The 17,122-nt window shown below is 45.7% G+C and carries 11 protein-coding genes and 1 pseudogene; 8 read left to right on the forward strand and 4 right to left on the reverse strand.

Annotated features, from left to right (window positions below; genetic code table 11):
* Window positions 1-205 precede the first annotated feature (205 nt).
* The 5 genes and pseudogenes from NDI48_12570 (at window position 206) to NDI48_12590 (ending at window position 8,254) form a co-directional block, all read left to right on the forward strand.
* Window positions 206-952, forward strand: coding sequence for a D-Ala-D-Ala carboxypeptidase family metallohydrolase (locus tag NDI48_12570; protein ID MEP0832038.1), 747 nt, complete (start codon window positions 206-208; stop codon window positions 950-952).
* 42 nt (window positions 953-994) lie between these two features.
* Window positions 995-1,918: pseudogene (locus NDI48_12575) on the forward strand (transposase).
* A gap of 743 nt (window positions 1,919-2,661) precedes the next feature.
* Window positions 2,662-4,527, forward strand: a complete 1,866-nt coding sequence (gene ltrA, locus NDI48_12580) for a group II intron reverse transcriptase/maturase (GenBank protein ID MEP0832039.1) — start codon at window positions 2,662-2,664, stop codon at window positions 4,525-4,527.
* Window positions 4,528-4,863: 336 nt separating this feature from the next.
* Window positions 4,864-5,559 carry a 3-oxoacyl-ACP reductase FabG gene (gene fabG, locus NDI48_12585; protein MEP0832040.1) on the forward strand — a complete coding sequence of 232 codons (696 nt, stop codon included), beginning with the start codon at window positions 4,864-4,866 and terminating at the stop codon, window positions 5,557-5,559.
* Window positions 5,560-5,917: 358 nt separating this feature from the next.
* The gene (locus NDI48_12590; protein MEP0832041.1) at window positions 5,918-8,254 is read left to right on the forward strand and encodes a PAS domain S-box protein; all 2,337 of its coding nucleotides are present in this window, start codon (window positions 5,918-5,920) and stop codon (window positions 8,252-8,254) included.
* A 6-nt stretch (window positions 8,255-8,260) separates the two neighbouring features.
* On the opposite strand, the gene NDI48_12595 is transcribed toward NDI48_12590, so the two are convergent.
* Window positions 8,261-8,953 carry a hypothetical protein gene (locus NDI48_12595; GenBank protein MEP0832042.1) on the reverse strand — a complete coding sequence of 231 codons (693 nt, stop codon included), beginning with the start codon at window positions 8,951-8,953 and terminating at the stop codon, window positions 8,261-8,263.
* Between the two features lie 348 nt (window positions 8,954-9,301).
* Between NDI48_12595 and NDI48_12600 the strand changes: the two genes are divergently transcribed.
* Complete coding sequence (locus NDI48_12600) at window positions 9,302-10,252, forward strand: ABC transporter ATP-binding protein (GenBank protein ID MEP0832043.1); 951 nt, start codon at window positions 9,302-9,304, stop codon at window positions 10,250-10,252.
* 83 nt (window positions 10,253-10,335) lie between these two features.
* Window positions 10,336-12,207 (forward strand): ABC transporter permease, encoded by a 1,872-nt coding sequence (locus tag NDI48_12605; GenBank protein ID MEP0832044.1) that lies wholly within the window; start codon window positions 10,336-10,338, stop codon window positions 12,205-12,207.
* Window positions 12,208-12,220: 13 nt separating this feature from the next.
* On the opposite strand, the gene NDI48_12610 is transcribed toward NDI48_12605, so the two are convergent.
* A complete protein-coding gene (locus NDI48_12610; protein ID MEP0832045.1) occupies window positions 12,221-12,406 on the reverse strand; it encodes a hypothetical protein in 186 nt (61 codons plus the stop codon).
* A 26-nt stretch (window positions 12,407-12,432) separates the two neighbouring features.
* Between NDI48_12610 and NDI48_12615 the strand changes: the two genes are divergently transcribed.
* The gene (locus NDI48_12615; GenBank protein MEP0832046.1) at window positions 12,433-13,119 is read left to right on the forward strand and encodes a phosphoribosyltransferase; all 687 of its coding nucleotides are present in this window, start codon (window positions 12,433-12,435) and stop codon (window positions 13,117-13,119) included.
* A 95-nt stretch (window positions 13,120-13,214) separates the two neighbouring features.
* Here NDI48_12615 and NDI48_12620 read toward each other — a convergent pair whose 3' ends face one another.
* Window positions 13,215-14,066 (reverse strand): DUF72 domain-containing protein, encoded by an 852-nt coding sequence (locus NDI48_12620; GenBank protein MEP0832047.1) that lies wholly within the window; start codon window positions 14,064-14,066, stop codon window positions 13,215-13,217.
* Between the two features lie 315 nt (window positions 14,067-14,381).
* Window positions 14,382-17,009: a PAS domain-containing protein gene (locus NDI48_12625; GenBank protein ID MEP0832048.1), complete on the reverse strand. Its 2,628-nt coding sequence runs from the start codon at window positions 17,007-17,009 to the stop codon at window positions 14,382-14,384.
* Between the last annotated feature and the right edge of the window lie 113 nt (window positions 17,010-17,122).

The following is a 17,122-nucleotide window of genomic DNA, read 5'->3' on the forward strand; positions in this document are numbered from 1 at the left end:
CGTGAGTGATCTGCGCTACGCCGCAGCGCCCTTGCTAACGCCTCGCTGACGCTCCTTCGTCGCGATCGCTTCGCTAACGCTAACGCTATCGCGCCATGAGTCAGCCTTAATTTCACCGATTAAATTGGAAACAAGAGAGTGAGCCTTCAAGGATATCTCTCCTCGTTGAAAGTTTTATCGTGGTCACCTACCAAATTTGAAGAGTATGCAATTCCCCAAACTTACTGGATTGAACGGCACAATCGAGCTTGAGCGGATTAACGACAGAGAACTGGCGCAGGAGATACAGACTCTACTGGTCAAAGGTAAATTCCTCAATCCTGGAAAGCTGACATTTGAGCAAACTAAACAGGCGTTTGACCAGTTTAAGCAATACTTTCATTTGGATTGTCCGGGTCTGTTAGGCGAGTCTACCGCCAAAATCCTACTCGATCTGTATGACCCCGTAGATGAGGACAGCCCAAACAACAGGCCACAAGATATGCCGGTGCCACCAGAAACGAAAATTAGCGCACCGGATCGAGGCAGACCCATTACTATTCCCAAGTTGGAGGTTGTGTACTTAGGTGAACCCATCCTTAAAGGCGGACACTTTAGTTGGGCAGAAGCAACCAAGAACGGAACCCGAATTCCTGCATCCGTGGGAGTCGTAGACGGAATTCTCAAGGTAGCTGAGGCAATGGAGGAAGTCCGGGACTATATGGGCGGCAAATCCATTACGATCAATTCCTGGTACCGCGACCCCGCCAGCAATCGAGCGGCTGGGGGTGCGACTAAATCGCGCCACTTGTCTGGTGATGCGGTTGATTTCGTCGTCAGTGGGGTACATCCCAAGGAAGCCCATCGTCGATTGGAGTCGTGGTGGGGCAATCGAGGAGGCATTGCCTCCGCGTCCTGTTTCACCCATCTAGACTGTCGAGGTTATGCCGCCCGTTGGAGTTATGGGTTTTAACTCTTCCGTGCGGGAAGTCCCTCCTCGTATGAACTCCGGGTGCAACTCAAATCAAAGCATGGCAGGCAGTCTATTCAATACCCTCAAAACGTTCAGGTGATAGGTAATGCTGTCAAACTACCAGGAACGGTTGGCACAGTAAAAGCCAAGCTTCATAGAACTATTGAGGGAACAATCAAGACGGTCACTGTCACCGCATACCCGTCGGGAAAATACTATGCGTCTATCTTGTCCGAAGTAGAAGGGGAGAATCCCGCTCCTTCAACAGAAGGTAAGGTAATTGGTATTGACCTGGGGTTAAAGCACTTTGCTGTTGCTAGTGACGGCAACAAAGTGTCTAAGTATGACAATCCTAGACATTTAGCAAAGCATGAAAAAAACCTCAAACGCAAACACCAGAAGCTAGCGAGAAAGGATAAGGGAAGCAAATCTAGGAATAAATACAGAAAAGTTGTTGCTAGAGTTTACGAACGAGTGAGCAACTCAAGAGCGGATTTTCTACACAAGCTTTCACGAAAGCTCGTCAACGAAAACCAAGTTGTCGTAGTAGAGAATCTTCATGTCAAGGGCATGGTTCGTAACCACAATCTAGCCAAGGCAATATCTGATGCTGGATGGGGAATGTTCATCAACTTCTTGGCTTATAAGCAAGAGTTGAAAGGTGGGAAGTTAGTTGAAATTGACCGATGGTTCCCTAGCTCCAAACTTTGTTCTAATTGTTACCACCAAGTCGAAGAGATGCCTTTAGATGTGCGGGAATGGACTTGCCCTCACTGCGGCACTCACCACGACAGGGATGGTAACGCCGCAACGAACATTAGAGCAGAAGGCATCAGAATGCAACTATTGGTGGATGGAACGTCCATCTCTGCCAGTGGAGGGGAAGTAAGACCGAAGGGTGGACGCAAGTCCGTTCTGAGGCATTCCCCCATGAGACTGGGTGCGATTCGTTCTGGAGAAACCTAGAAATGGGGGGATTCCAGGCTTCAGTAGAGTAACCCACCAGGGTAGAGTTCGCACTTTAATCCTCTGCTGATGACAACTTACTATCCATGCAGGTGAAGACACCTAGCCGAGCAAAAGCAAAGACAGCTAGGGGAAAACGGGAAAGATGAAAGGGTCACGCCGACATCATAACCTAATCCAGAAAACACTAAATCCTACCGTCCGGGTGCGGGACTGAAAGCACACAAACTACCAGATAACTGGTAGCCCCTATAGAGGAGACTGACCATCAAATCTATAAAGCGGGGGTGAAAGCAGGAATAGGTGGTAATAGCTGAAAGCACCTACTGCAAAGCAAGAGTTCTATGGGTAGAACAAACGAAGTATCGATGACCCATCGAAACATGGGAACAGGGGACATAAGCTAGTAGACTCTATCTACCTCCTGTGTTGGAAACATCTGGCAAGGGTAAGGTCTATCAGGATGCCGATACCGAGATAGCGCACTACCTATAACCCCGGTGGATAGATACGCCCTAAAGACTCACACAATGGATAGTAGGAACGAAGTAACCTCCTAAAAGCTCCTCACCAAGGTTTATTGATGAGGTAGGCAGTCAAGCCAGAAGCCAAGGGTAGGTGGGATGGTTTAAGAAGCAAAAGCCCAACCCGAATCAACGGGTAAAGCCTGAAAAGGGATGGCGTAATTGCCGGGATAAGCAGACGTAAACCGCAATGTGTGAAAGCTAGAGTCAGGAGTAGTAATGAAAAAGCCTAAATCTGATTCACAACTGAATACAGAGGGATGGAAGGCGATTGATTGGCGCATAGCCGAAAGGTATGTCTTCAAGTTACAAAAGCGAATCTACGCTGCTTCACGTCACGGCGATGTCAAACGAGTACGCAAACTCCAAAAGACGTTGATGAGGTCTTGGTATAACAGGGTCTTATCGGTACGACGGGTAACACAGGACAACACTGGCAAGAAAACAGCAGGAGTGGATGGAAAAAAATCTCTGTCCCCAGCAGCACGTTTAGAGCTAGCAGGTCAACTCAAACTAACAGGAAAATCCCGCCCTACTCGTAGGGTGTGGATTCCTAAACCTGGAAAAGAAGAGAAACGACCATTAGGCATCCCCACAATGTACGACCGAGCTTTGCAAGCGGTAGTTAAAGCTGCCCTTGAACCGGAATGGGAAGCGGTTTTTGAACCTAATTCCTACGGTTTTAGACCAGGGAGGTCATGTCACGATGCGATAAAGCACATCAAAAATTGTATTCAAAGCAAGGCTAAATTTGTGCTAGACGCAGATATAGCAAAATGCTTTGACCGCATCAACCATGAGGCATTGCTCCGAAAGATAAAAACAAAAGGTAAGGTCAGGCAACAAATCAAAGCTTGGCTGAAATCTGGAGTAATAGACCAAGGAGCATTTACTGCTACATCTGAGGGAACACCGCAGGGTGGGGTCATCTCCCCATTACTTGCAAATATAGCCCTCCACGGCTTAGAACAACACATAGAAAAACAATTCCCAAAGGATTCGTCTAACCGAATTCGCAACTCAATATCACTATTTGGGAGAACAGTCGGAAGCCCTACTTTAATTAGGTACGCTGACGACTTCGTGCTTCTATGTGAAGAGAAAGCTATAGTCCAAAGATGCCGAGAACTAATCTCGGACTGGTTAGTTGACATAGGCTTGGAATTGAAACCTGAAAAGACGAGGCTAACTCACACACACTATCCAGAGTTAAGTGAGGATGGTAAAGCTGGTTTTGACTTTCTAGGTCATCACATCCAGCAATACCCTGCTGGTAAATACCAAAGTGCAAAAGACACCAAAGGTAGGATATTAGGCTTCAATACACTCATCACCCCATCGAAGAAGGCGAGTAAGGCTCATCAAGAGGAAATCGGAAGGCTCATCACAAAACATAGGTCATTGCCTCAAGCGGTTCTCATAAAAAACCTTAACCCTGTCATAAGGGGATGGTCTTCTTACTATCAAAACTCCGATGCTCAATTGGGCGGAGAACTATCAAGACAAGATTACCTCACATACCTGAAACTCCGACGATGGGCAAAACGCCGCTGTGGAAACATCAGTCATGGTCACACCAAATACTGGACAACCATCGGCGGTAATAACTGGGCATTCGCAACCAGTTCAGGGGAAGCGAACCCTCTGTGGTTACTAAAACATAGTGAATTCAGTAGCAGTAGTACTGACTATGTGAAGGTTAAAGGCGATAAAAGCCCGTTCGACGGCGATTCAGTTTACTGGAGTTCAAGACTAGGGACACACCCTGAAATGCCTAGTCGAAAGGCTAAGTTGCTTAATCAACAAAAGGGCAAGTGTTCTTGGTGCGAATTACACTTCCAAGAATGGGATGTGATGGAAGCAGACCACAAAACCCCCAGAGCATTAGGCGGCAAGGATGAGTGGGAAAACCTACAACTATTACATCGACACTGCCACGACGAAAAGACCGCCCAAGACCTCATAGAAATCCGGAAAAAGGAACACTCAGATTTTCGCAAGAAACTGGCTCAACAATGGAGCAAATATGAATGGGAGTGGATAAACGACATTCCGGTCATAAAAGGTCAAAAAAAGCAGTCATAAGTCCTGTAATGACAAAAGGAAACACGTTGAGTAGCCGAGTGCGATGAAAGTCGCAAGCGCGGTTTCGGATGGGAGGGGAGAAATAGCAATACTTCTCCTCGACCCAAACAAGCTCAGGGTGTAGCGTTAGCGCAACCCTGAGTAGTTCACGAGATAGCTAGCACCATCCTCAATAACAGTCACTCTGTCTTGAGAATAGGGATAGGAAGGATTTCGCGTTGTTTCAGCCTCTATTTTCACAACAGGTCATGGGTTCAATCCTCATCAAGAACGACAAGTACCGATTCCCTAATGTCGAGGTATGTTGAGGATGGTGTGAAGCACAAATCAACGAACATGAAAGGGAAGCAAGTTTTACTCACGGGCGGTACTGGCGGTTTAGGGATGGGCGTTACCTCAGTTGTTCTGGCACAAGGTGCAATAGTCACCATTCCCTATATCGTTGACTCAGAGATAGAAGGTCTAAAGGAAAGGCTTTCACCCACCGATTTTTCCAAAATTCGCTTCGTATCCGTTGACCTCAGCAATGAGGCGGCTGTAGAACGACTCGTTGAGGATATGGAACGGGTGGATGTTCTGATTCATCTCGTGGGCGGCTTTTCCATGGGTAAAACCCACGAATATAGTTATACACAGTGGAAAAAAGACTTTGACTTAAATCTGAATACGACGTTCTTAGTCTGCAAGCATAGTCTGAAGAAAATGCTGGAACACGGCTATGGGCGCATTGTAACTGTGGGTTCAAGAGGTGCCGTACAACCCGGAGGACAACTGGCGGCTTACTGTGCATCAAAGGCGGGGGTGGTAGCGCTTACCAAAGCGATCGCAGACGAAACGAAAGGAACCAACATTACAGCGAACTCCGTCTTGCCAAGCGTGATTGATACTCCTGCCAACCGACAGGCCATGGGTAGCGAAGAGGCAGACCAATGGGTCAAACCCGAATCATTGGCGCAAGTCATCTGTTTCCTCGCTTCGGAGGCGGCAAAAGACATGCGCGGCGCAGCCATTCCTGTTTATGGAAGTATTTAGTTGCTTGCAAGAACGATTCTTTGATCGGGTTGCTGGAACATCGAAAGTCGAACGGAAATTCGACTAATTTGGAATGGTTATTTAATGACTTATTCTCCCAACATAGACTAGACTGGGACTACTCACTGAATTACCGTAAAATAAGCCAATATTTATCCTTTTGGGGTGCGGGTGAGTCAGCATGTCGTTGCAGGTGAGTTTCCTATTGATTGCAGGCTTCTCTCCTGGACGCATTCAAGATTTAGATTAAGAGATAGCAAGCCGCGATCGGTTCAACAGGATATCTAGCTGACTTCTAGCAATTAGAGGGTTCTGTTTGGCAGTCAATAGGGCTGAATTCTTACACCAAAAAGCGCAGATGAGTAGCCTTTTAAACAAACTTCTGTCCCTTTTAACCATACGCCGCAAAGAATACCTCACGATTGATCGAGATTTTAATATTTTAGAAACCTCTATGGGCATACAACGGTTTGCTGAATCGCCTGAGGAGGTCACAAAGGGACAGGATGTACGTCTTGGCTTTCCCGAACTGCTGGGTCTGGAAGAGATATTACTTGATATTCTTGAAGGACGGCAGATAAATTTTGAAATTCAAGCTATCGCACGGACTTCTGAAGCAGGAAATCCTATCTATGTCGATATTTGTATCATTAAAAATCACATTGATGAAGATTTAAATCCTTATTTAATCATTTTTTTGGAAGAAGTAACCGAAAGAATGATCTTAGAGCAGAATTTAGTTCAGTCATCCAATGAAAAAAGTCTTATATTAAGTGCTTTAACAGCTTCCAAAGCTTATATTGAAACCATTATTGTCTCGATGGCAGATGCTTTAATTGTGACCACGCCATCCGGAATTATTAAAACTATCAATCGAGCCACTCAACATTTATTCGGTTATAGCGAAGAAGAACTCGTCGGTCGGCCGATCTCAATCCTGACTCGTGAGGATGGCATATTACTCGCGGCGACTCAGCCGCCTCTTTTATTTCAAGAAGCTTTGAATGTTGTAGAAGTCATCTGTCAAACCCAAACCGGAGAAAAACTGGCGATCGCATTTTCCTGTTCTGCGATTCAGACTGATGTCGAGGGCGTACAAAATTATATCTATGTGGGTCGGGATGTTACCGAACGTCAACGATCGCAAAAACGACTCGCTGTTCAGTATGCAACCACTCGCATCCTGTCCGAGTCCGCAACTCCTAGCGAGGCTATCCCTAAAATTCTCCAAGCCATTGGAGAAAACCTGCTGTGGGATTTGGGTGAATGTTGGACAGTAGAGGTTCAAAATTCAACACCCCAATTGCAGTGCGTGGACACTTGGGTTAGACCCTCCCTTTCTATCTCAGAGTTTATCGAAAAAAGCCGTCAAACGATTTTGGTTCCAACCGTTGGATTAGCCGATCATGTTTGGGATATTGCGTCCGGTTATTGGAGTTTTGATATCGTCGAAGATATCCACTTCCTACGTTCCGAACAAGCCGCTATTGCCGGACTGCAAGGAGCATTTGCTGTTCCCATCCAAAGTGACGGTGAAGTTTTGGGAGTGATAACCTTCTTTAGTGGTGAAAAACAGCCTCGCGATGAATTTTTACTTCAAGTTATGGTGGGGATTGGTAGCCAACTCGGTCAATTTATCAAGCGTAAACAAGCCGAGGCAGCGCTTGCCGAGAGTGAAGAACGATATCGAGACTTGTTTGAAAATGCCACTGACTTGATTCAGTCTTGCAATCTCAATGGTCAGTTTTTGTATGTTAATCGAGCTTGGCGAGAAACGCTGGGATATAGCGAAGCTCAGGTGTATAAGATGAATTTGTTGGACATTTTGCATCCTGATTGTAAGGCGAGCTTTCTGGAAAGTTTATCTCGTGCAATTGAGGGAGAAAAGATTGAGCAAATTCAAGCCGCATTTATTAGCCAGGACGGCACAAAAATTTCGGTTGAAGGGAACATTAACTGTAAATTCGTTGAGGGAAAACCTGTCGCTACCCGTGCCATTTTCCGAGATATTACCCAACGACTACAAGCAGAACAAGCACTGCGCTATCAACAAGCACAAACCGAACGGCTGTTGCTGAATATCTTACCAGAGCCGATCGCCGACCGCCTGAAACACGATACACGCACGATCGCAGAAGACTTTGCCGAAGTGAGTGTGATGTTTGCAGATATCGTTGGCTTTACCCAAATTGCTGCTCGTCTGCGTCCAATTGAACTGATCAATTTACTCAATCTAGTCTTCTCAGCATTTGATCGCCTGAGTGAGAAGCATGGCTTAGAGAAAATTAAAACAGTGGGTGACGCTTATATGGTAGTGGGAGGGCTACCCGTGCGCCGACCCGATCATGCGGAGGCGATCGCAGAAATGGCACTGGATATCCAAGCGGTAATCCGTCAATTCCGCCGAGAAACAGGTAAAGAATTCAACATCCGCATTGGCATTAATACCGGGCCAGTAGTGGCGGGTGTAATTGGCATTAAAAAATTTAGTTACGATTTATGGGGAGATACCGTTAATATCGCCAGTCGTATGGAATCCCATGGTGTCCCTGGAAAAATTCACGTAACCACTGCTACTTACGAACGTTTACAAGAGCAATACTTATTCGAGAAGCGAGGTGTCATTCAAGTCAAAGGGAAGGGAGAAATGACGACTTATTTTCTCAAGGGCAAAAAATTCTCTGCTAGCGGTTAAAAATGCTTAATAGATATAATTATTTACATATTTAATAAAATCAGAAATAACTTGTAATTGTGCTTGATTCAGTATTTCAAAATGAGATTGAAAATGTCTACTCTGATTCTCCAGCGCCCACATTAAAGAACTTAAACTATTGGAAGAAGAGGCTTTAGGTTCTTTGAGGCTCCAAACCATATAGGCGGGAATATAATATCGAAATCCTTTAGGATCTAAATAAGGAAAGATATCCTGAAATTGCATAAGCCACTTATGTGGTACCTCTTGCCATTGGGTATCTCGATCCATTTCCCGCCCTATTTTTTTAGCCTCTTCAAGACTACTCCAGTCATCAAGTGCCTGCGCCGCGTGTAGCGAAATGCCATCTTGGCGAGATACACCATCAAAAGCAGCAGTAATTTTTTCAATTAGGGGTAATCTGGTTTTTTCTGCCAAGGTGTCAATGGTTTCCCAGCCTGGAGCTCGCTGATCATTGCAGGTGGGATGACGAACATCCTTCAGCCATTCGCTTTCGCAGGCACCAAATTCAATAAAGTTACGTTGTGCTTGACGTAGCGAAACTCGGTTTGATGAGTAACTTTGTTCTGCATCATCTTCCCAAAAGCAAATTGGACAGATGATGTAAGTACCAGGGGGTTCTTGATTGAGTGTCATGTAGCCACAACAAGGACAAGGGTAAAGAATTTCAGCATTCATCGTAAAACTAGGATATTTTTCAAGAATTTGGACTCAGGACAATATCTAATTCGTCACGCTAAGGGTGCGGCTTTGTGTCTATCAGGGCTAAGCTATCGAAAGTGAAACAAGCGTTGGACAGAAAACTGGGTGTGATTGACGGCCTGCGATACACAGGAAGTCAGCAACAAGATGGCATCCCGTTAATAGACCAAATTTTTTGTCCAAAATAAAACTAAAACTGCATAAGTTTCACTGGGTCAGAGATACATCCACAATAGAGAAATTTAGAGTTCCGGAAAATAACTCTCTATCGCTGTAGTGAAAAATCTCACAGACAACACCCCCAATCCCCAATTCCCGGCACTTATGAGCAAAGAACTAGCCATTTCTACGCGTGCACTAACCAAGCAATTTGACCGCCACATTGCCGTTAACGATGTCGATTTACAAATCGAGTCGGGTGAAGTTTATGGACTAATTGGGCCAAATGGTGCAGGCAAAACGACCTTGATTCGGATGTTAGCGGCGGCAGAGGAACCGACAACTGGAGAAATTTATATTAATGGCGATCGCTTACTCCGCGACCATAGCAATCCCACCCTGAAGCGGCGACTCGGCTACCTTCCCGATGACTATCCTCTCTATGACGACCTCACTGTCTGGGATTACCTCGATTATTTTGCACGGCTGTATCGTTTACGAGAACCCCTTCGCACCCAACGACTCCGGGAAGTTTTGGAATTGGTACAGCTAACCAATAAGCGCAATAGCTTAATTTCCACCCTTTCACGGGGGATGAAACAACGCTTGAGTCTCGCGAGAACGATTATTCACGAACCCATTCTTCTACTCCTAGATGAACCGGTTTCTGGATTGGACCCGATCGCTAGGATGCAATTTCGGGAAATCATTAAAACCTTGCAAGAAGCTGGGATGACAATTCTAATTTCGTCACATGTCCTCAGCGACTTAGCGGAACTTTGCTCTTCAGTGGGAATTATGGAACTCGGCTATTTGGTGGAAAGTGCCTCTTTACAGGAACTCTACAGTCGTCTGGCACGACAGCACATCGTGATGTCTACCTTGGGGAATTTAGACGCACTGACGGCTGAACTGAAAAATCATCCTTGGGTGGAAGAGTGGGAGGTTATACCGGGAAGCAAAAATGTGCGAGTTCATTTTTCTGGGACTCCAGAAGATAGTGCGAAATTATTGCGATCGCTGGTTAAATCTGGCATCCCTTTAACTGAATTTCACTGCACCCAAGAAGACTTGGAAACGATCTTCCTCAAGCTAGGACACCAGCAAGCTTCTTGATCAGGTTGAAGATTTAAAAAGTTGAAGAGTGAAAGTTCTATCTTGACACAATGGGCTAACTCTGTATCTGGAGATTGTAACGAATGCAATTTAATTTTCTAGACCGCATTGGTGACTGGAATCCGCAGGTATTTCGAGAAATTAAAGGTCGCCTGAATGTTCGGAATATAGCCATTGCCGTGGCCTCATCCCTGCTGGGTCAACTTCTGCTATTCCTATCTTGGTTGAATCAGCTTCCTCACTATCCTTACTCTCAAGATCAACCTTACTGCCGCCTGCAAAAGACTTTTTTGGCGACTCAAAATCAAAGGTACCAACTGGATAACCAATATCGCCAACTTCAAGCCCAATTCAATCGTTATAGCAGCCCTAAAGACTATGACCTGGAAAAAATCCAACAACTCAAAGGCAGCATAGCAGAAGTCAAGGAAAAAATTCAGCATGTACAAGGCGTGCTCAAAAATAATCTTTGCCCATCTGACGCGATTGATATCCCTCTGTGGTGGCAAGACCATTTTCCGAAAATGTTCATGTCGCTGAGTGTATTTGTGTTGTTCATCATGTTAGGGGTGGGTATCTACATGCTCATCAGTAATTTGGCGAATGAAGAACGTCGTGGGACTCTCAATTTTATCCGACTCAGCCCTCAATCTACGCTGAGTGTTTTGGGCGGCAAGCTGCTGGGAGTTCCTATTTTGCTCTATTTAGCCGCTATTCTTGCTGTTCCGTTTCATCTGTGGTTAGGATTTTCTGCCCAAATTCCTGGCTTCGAGATTTGTACTTTCTATGCGGTTCTGATTGCCAGTTGTGCGTTCTTCTATAGTGCGGCGCTGCTGTTTGGCTTAGTGACTCCTTGGCTGGGAGGATTTCAGTCTTGGTTAGGGAGTGGTGCTGTTGTGCTGTTCTTATTAATGGTTAATTTCAAACCGATTGATCACAGTCCGCTGGATTGGCTGAATCTGTTTTCTCCGGTTGTGGTTTTACCTTATTTAGTCAATCGGATGGGAACAGAGTATACGGGTGGAGACTTTCCTTTCTCTATCGGAAAAATCCAAGGGTGGGAATGGTTTAATTTGCCCATTGGTGCAACTGGAATTAGCCTCGCCATTTTCGCGCTGCTGCATTACGGTTTATGGACAACATGGATTTGGCAAGCTCTCAATCGACACTTTCACAACCCCAATAGCACCATCCTCAGCAAGCACCAAAGTTATTGGCTAGTTGGCTGTTTTGAAGTTGTGACGTTAGGATTTGCCATGGGAGAGCCACGGGGGAATTTCTGGGTTTCACCCTATTCATTTCTCACCAATCCCGTGTTGCTGGCGTTCTTCAACGGTGTATTGTTTATCGGTTTAATCGCAGTTCTGGCACCTCAACGCCAAGCTTTACAGGATTGGGCGCGTTATCGCCGGGAGAAGGTGGCAACACGCAAGGGATTTTGGAATCGTGCGCTGGTACAGGATTTGCTTTGGGGAGAAAAAAGCCCAGAACTACTGGCAATCGCCCTGAATTTAGCGATCGCAATGACTCCTTTCTTGGTATGGATTACCTTCTTGCCGGGTGACGCTGTTGACAAAACCAAAGCGCTTTTGGCGGTTGGATTCTTTGTCAGCTTGGTGATGATTTATGCTTCGGTTGCCCAGCTCATGTTATTGATGAAAACGAATAAGCGATCGCTTTGGGCTGTGGGCACCATCGCCGCTTTGCTGGTTGTGCCTCCGATGAGCCTCTCTATCCTGGGTATTGAACCCATGGAAAATGCCACTCTCTGGCTAGTGTCAACGTTTCCCTGGGCAGCTATAGAACATGCGGCTACGACAACCGGATTGATGGTGCTCTTGGGTGAGTGGACTGTCTTGGTATTGCTAAACGTCCGGTTGACGCGTCAACTGCAACGCGCTGGTGAATCGCAAACTAAAGCTTTATTGGCAGGGCGTCCTGTATCAACCAACTAAACTCACATTACAGTTAAAGATACCGTTGGCAAATTAGTGAGGGGTGTGACCCCTCCCCCAGCCCCTCCCCATTGCGGGGAGGGGAGCCAGAGGATTTCAGTGGAAGTCCTGCTTTTTCCAGTTGACGAGGCAACAGATAATTTTGAGCGATCGCAATTTTCTCCGGCTCAGAATAACCCGATAATTCAATAATTTCCAAAACAAACAAGGGAAGGGGGGAGATTGATGAACATGCAATTTCGAGACCGCACCGAAGCCGGTCAGTTGCTGGCGAGAAAACTCACAGCCTATGCAAATCGTTCAGACGTTCTGGTATTGGGGCTGCCTCGTGGTGGTGTACCTGTGGCCTTTGAAGTGGCAAAGGCACTAAAAGCTCCTTTAGATATCTGCCTAGTACGCAAGTTGAGGGTACCCGGACACAAAGAATTGGCGATGGGAGCGATTGCTAAAGACGAGGTATTGGTGATTGATAAGGGAACCCTCGAATGGCTCGGTATATCCAGGGAATTGATAGAGCACGTAGCGACGATTGAGCGGCAGGAATTGCAGCAGCGCGATCGCATTTACCGAAGGAACCGCTCCATGCCCAATGTACAAGGGCGCACCATCATCCTCGTCGATGACGGCATTGCTACAGGCTCAACAGTGCGTGCGGCTATTGCCACATTGCGACAGCAGCAGCCTGCCCAGATTGTGGTGGCGGTTCCCGTGGCATCCGCCTCAACATGCAAGGATTTGACAACAGAAGTGGAAAACGTGGTCTATGTCCAAGCACCAGAGGCGCTTGGTTCCCTTAGCCGTTGGTATGTCCATTTCTCGCCAACCACTGACGAACAAGTGTGTAGTCTGCTGGCCCAAGCGAATAATGTGCAAACAACGGCATCACCCACTAGGAACCTGAGTTCGACGTAAGCCAATGAGGTCAAAGCTAGCTGCCAATGTGCTTACAGACAAAATTCTCACAGCAGTTACTTGTCAATTAACTCAAATTCATGACCATTCCCAGACTACGAAATGCCAGCCCCTACAAGGGTTTTCAACCTTGATGCGTTGAGAACCGCGTTTCCACCCCCGTCGTTGTTGAAGTAGACGAACACGCTGTACCCCTTTTCTTCCCACTCACGAAGACGGCTTGCCCACCAGTGCAGGTCTGCCTCGGAGTAGAAACCTGCATAGAGATGATGGGGGTCAGGTCCGTGCATACGCACATACACGAATGATTCTGTTGCGCGAAGAATGCAGGGGAGGTCGGCTCCGCTCATGACACAGTAGGCAGCGCCATTTTGTGACAACAGCGAAAATACCTCTTCTATGTGCCAAGAAGGATGCCGGAATTCAATAGCCACTTTTAACCAGGGTGGCTTCTGCTCCAGGAAGTAGGCCAGACGAGCATAGTCGTAGCTAAACTGGGGAGAAAGCTGGACGAGCAGAATCCCAAATTTGTCGCCCAGATGGCGCAGTCCGGAGCAAATCCTTGAAAGCCACTTTTCCGGCGCGTAGAGACGTGCGCTATGGGTCAGGCCGCGAGGTGCTTTGACACTCATGAGGAATCCATCAGGCAGGCGTTGTCGCCAGCTAGCAAAGGTGGAGTCAGTTGGCCAACGGTAGTAGGTGCTGTTGACTTCGACGGTGTGATAGTGCTGACTATAGTAGTCGAGCCTCAAGCGCGGTAGTAGTTGTTGGGGATAGAGTACACCCTGCCAGTGGTCATAGCTCCAACCTGAGGTGCCAATGTGAATAGCCATCACCCTTTTCCCACAACCTTTTTCCTTCAATACTACACAGTTGGAGCAATTGCTAGAAAATAAATTGGGTTTTGGGGGTATGGGAGATGTTGGAAAGTGCTGGAAAGGCGACAAGCACTCAGGGCAATGGGTATATCCCGTTTTTGTAAAAATACAGTCGGCGGGGGAGATTTTAGATATAAACTAAACTCTCCTCACGCTTCTTTAAAGGGTAGACATTTGAGATGCTCCCATTGCCCTCAAAACTTCAACTCAGAGTGAATAAAAACTTGTAACCCAAGCTAGGCGAGACTAATATTTACAAGGTCAAGGTAATAATACAGCCGTAAAAAGCTAATTTCAACAACAGAACAAGTACAGGAATTATGTCAGCATGTCTTAATTTACAAGGAAACTTAACTTTTGAATAGCTTATTACTAAAATTTTAGTTAACTTAGCCCACAAAAATTTAAGCTAAACTCTGTACCCCAACGAGAGTTTACTTGAAGTGTTCCTTCAAGTTGCTGTACTAAAATCTGCACCAACTTAAGTCCCAGTGAATTAACAGCTTTGAGTTCCCAATTCGGTGGCAATCCTATCCCGTTATCCCTAATAATTAGGGTATAATGATTGTATTCTTCAACATGAAGAACGATATAAATTGTTCCTTTAGCATTGTTGGGGAAAGCATATTTCAAAGCATTTGAAACTAGCTCATTGATAATCAAACCACAAGGAATAGCTGTATCGACATTGAGAGCAACTTTATCAAGCTCTAACTTCAGATTTATGTGATCTACATCTACTCCGTAGCTTGAAAATAAGTAGCTGCTCAAGTCCTCAATATATTCAGCAAAATCGATTCTTGCAAAGTCTTTAAATTTATACAACGTTTCGTGAACAAGCACCATTGCTCTGATGCGGTTGGAACAATGCTTGAAGAGTTCCAGCGTTGCTTGCTCCTCTATTTGCTGAGATTGTAAGTCGAGCAAGCTTGATATCACCTGTAAATTGTTTTTAACCCGATGGTGAATTTCTTGGAGTAAAACTTCTTTTTCCCGTAATGATTCCTGAATTTGTATCTCTGCAATCTTACGCTGCGTGATATTAGTAGCAACACCAAGGACTTGACGAACTTGACCATCGCTTGAAAAAAGCGGTTTTTTAAGAGTTTGAAACCACTGAACTTCACCACTCTGGGTGTGGTAAGGCTCTTCTGCAATCAATATTTCCTGTAAAGTAGTGAACACTTCCTGATCTTGAGCAATGAACCGTTTTACATCTTCTTGATTTGGATGTAACTCAGCATCTGTAAGCCCTGTTATGTTTTCGACATTTCTTCCAAAAACCTTAAACCAGGTTTGATTACAGAGTACAAACTTTCCTTCCCTATCTTTAACAAAAATTGCATTCGGATTAGTATCAAGAATATTTTGGAGCAATTCATGCTGAGCTTTGAGTTTTTCCTGAGTAAACTTCCGCTCTGTAATATTGTAAGTAATACCTAAAATTTGATAAATTTCTCCTCGTTCATTTAGTAACGGTACATAACTAACAACAAAAGTGATTTGACCAACACTTGCCAAACTTATAGTGCATTCTGCTGTCTGTGAGGTTTGTGTTTCCACAGCCTTAAGCAGATACGGCAGATAAGCATCTGTAATCTCTGGCGGGTGTATCTCCTCATCCGTATGACCGAGCAGTGCCGACTCCGGCAACCCACCTATCCTAACTCCGTGTGCATTCACAAACTGGAATCGCCGATTAGCATCGTAGATAACAAAGGTATCAGGGAAGTGATCAACGGCCAGCCGAAATCGCTTTTCTGAGAGGCTCAGTGCCTCATTTGTCTTTTTTAGGGCGGCAAAAGACTCTTGCAACTGTTGTGCCATTTGGTTAAAAGATTGAGCCAAAATCTCCAGTTCATGGATGCCCTTTACCTCAACTTTGGGGTCTAACTGACAGCTGGCAAAGTCCGACATGGCAATCCGCTTGGCTAAGGCACTAGATGCTTTGCTCAAACGGAGAATAGGACGGCTAATCCAACGAGCAGTGACAAGTCCTAGAAGCGTAGCTAGCACCAATGCCAAAAGACACAGCAGGATAGTGGTACGGGTGTTGGCCTTGATTTCCTTCATGAAATCGTCTTCTGGAACAACCACCACAATTACCCAATCCAACCCATGAGTATCAGCAAAGGGTGTTACCTGTAGTAATTGCCGCTTGCCATCAATTTTGAAGTCAAGCTGCTGACTGCCATGAATTCCACTGAGGTCACCAAAGCGTTCTATCAAGTACTGTCCTGTGAGACGAGTTAAACGGTTGCTGCTGTGGATGGCCTGAAGTCGTTTTCGTTCCTCTGTTTCTCCTTTCTTGCTAATAGTAAAGAGCTTCTCGGTCGTTGAACTCGCCACTAAGTCTCCAGAGCGCTCCACAATAAATGTTTGTCCACACTGACCAATTTTCAAATCATGTAAAAAGTCACCAATCTGCGACAGAGATAGTGTTGCATTAGTGACTCCAAGCAAAGTGCCTGTTCTGTCGTCGTACAAAGGTCGGGCAGCACTGATGGCGAGTGACGATGAAGAAAAATATGGGTAAATCTCACTCCAAGTTAGTTTCCCGGCTTTGACAGCAGCCTTATACCAGGGGCGAGTTCGAGGATCGAAAGTTTCATTAACTTTAATTAGCTGGGCGCGATACCCCTGGTTATCCGTAGTGTAGGTATGATACTTACCGCCAGTAGACTTGTCCACGACTCGAATTACCAGCGTACCATCAGCGAGGCGGTCAACCGATTGAATTTCTCCCTGTTCGTTACCAAAAGCGATGGGACGAAGCGACTTAAACAACTGCATTTGGTGCCAAAAGTGACGTTCTAGGCTGGCTGAGTCCTGTATATTCAACTGACCAAGACGGACGGCATCAGCGTTAATTTGAGCAACTATGTGCGGTGTCTGCATATAGGTGGTCATCTGTTGCCGGATGTGGGCTGTAACTTCAATTTTCAACTGTCTGGCAATCTTATTGACATGTTTCTGTCCGTTGCGTAACGATAACCACCCTGTTAATCCCACAGATGCAAAGATTTGGATTAAAAATGGCACTATTAAGACGAGGCATAGCGGGATTTTTCGCTTAGTTTTTGAACTTTGATGCTCACTTATTAGCCGCGTCATAAATGATTTGG

Origin of the sequence: Microcoleus sp. AS-A8 (assembly GCA_039962225.1) — a bacterium.
GTDB lineage: Bacteria > Cyanobacteriota > Cyanobacteriia > Cyanobacteriales > Coleofasciculaceae > Allocoleopsis.

Coding starts and splice junctions, on each gene's coding strand:
- NDI48_12570 (MEP0832038.1), top strand. CDS start 206: ATGCAATTCCCCAAACTTACTGGATTGAACGGCACAATCGAGCTTGAG.
- ltrA (MEP0832039.1), top strand. CDS start 2,662: ATGAAAAAGCCTAAATCTGATTCACAACTGAATACAGAGGGATGGAAG.
- fabG (MEP0832040.1), top strand. CDS start 4,864: ATGAAAGGGAAGCAAGTTTTACTCACGGGCGGTACTGGCGGTTTAGGG.
- NDI48_12590 (MEP0832041.1), top strand. CDS start 5,918: ATGAGTAGCCTTTTAAACAAACTTCTGTCCCTTTTAACCATACGCCGC.
- NDI48_12595 (MEP0832042.1), bottom strand. CDS start 8,953: ATGAATGCTGAAATTCTTTACCCTTGTCCTTGTTGTGGCTACATGACA.
- NDI48_12600 (MEP0832043.1), top strand. CDS start 9,302: ATGAGCAAAGAACTAGCCATTTCTACGCGTGCACTAACCAAGCAATTT.
- NDI48_12605 (MEP0832044.1), top strand. CDS start 10,336: ATGCAATTTAATTTTCTAGACCGCATTGGTGACTGGAATCCGCAGGTA.
- NDI48_12615 (MEP0832046.1), top strand. CDS start 12,433: ATGAACATGCAATTTCGAGACCGCACCGAAGCCGGTCAGTTGCTGGCG.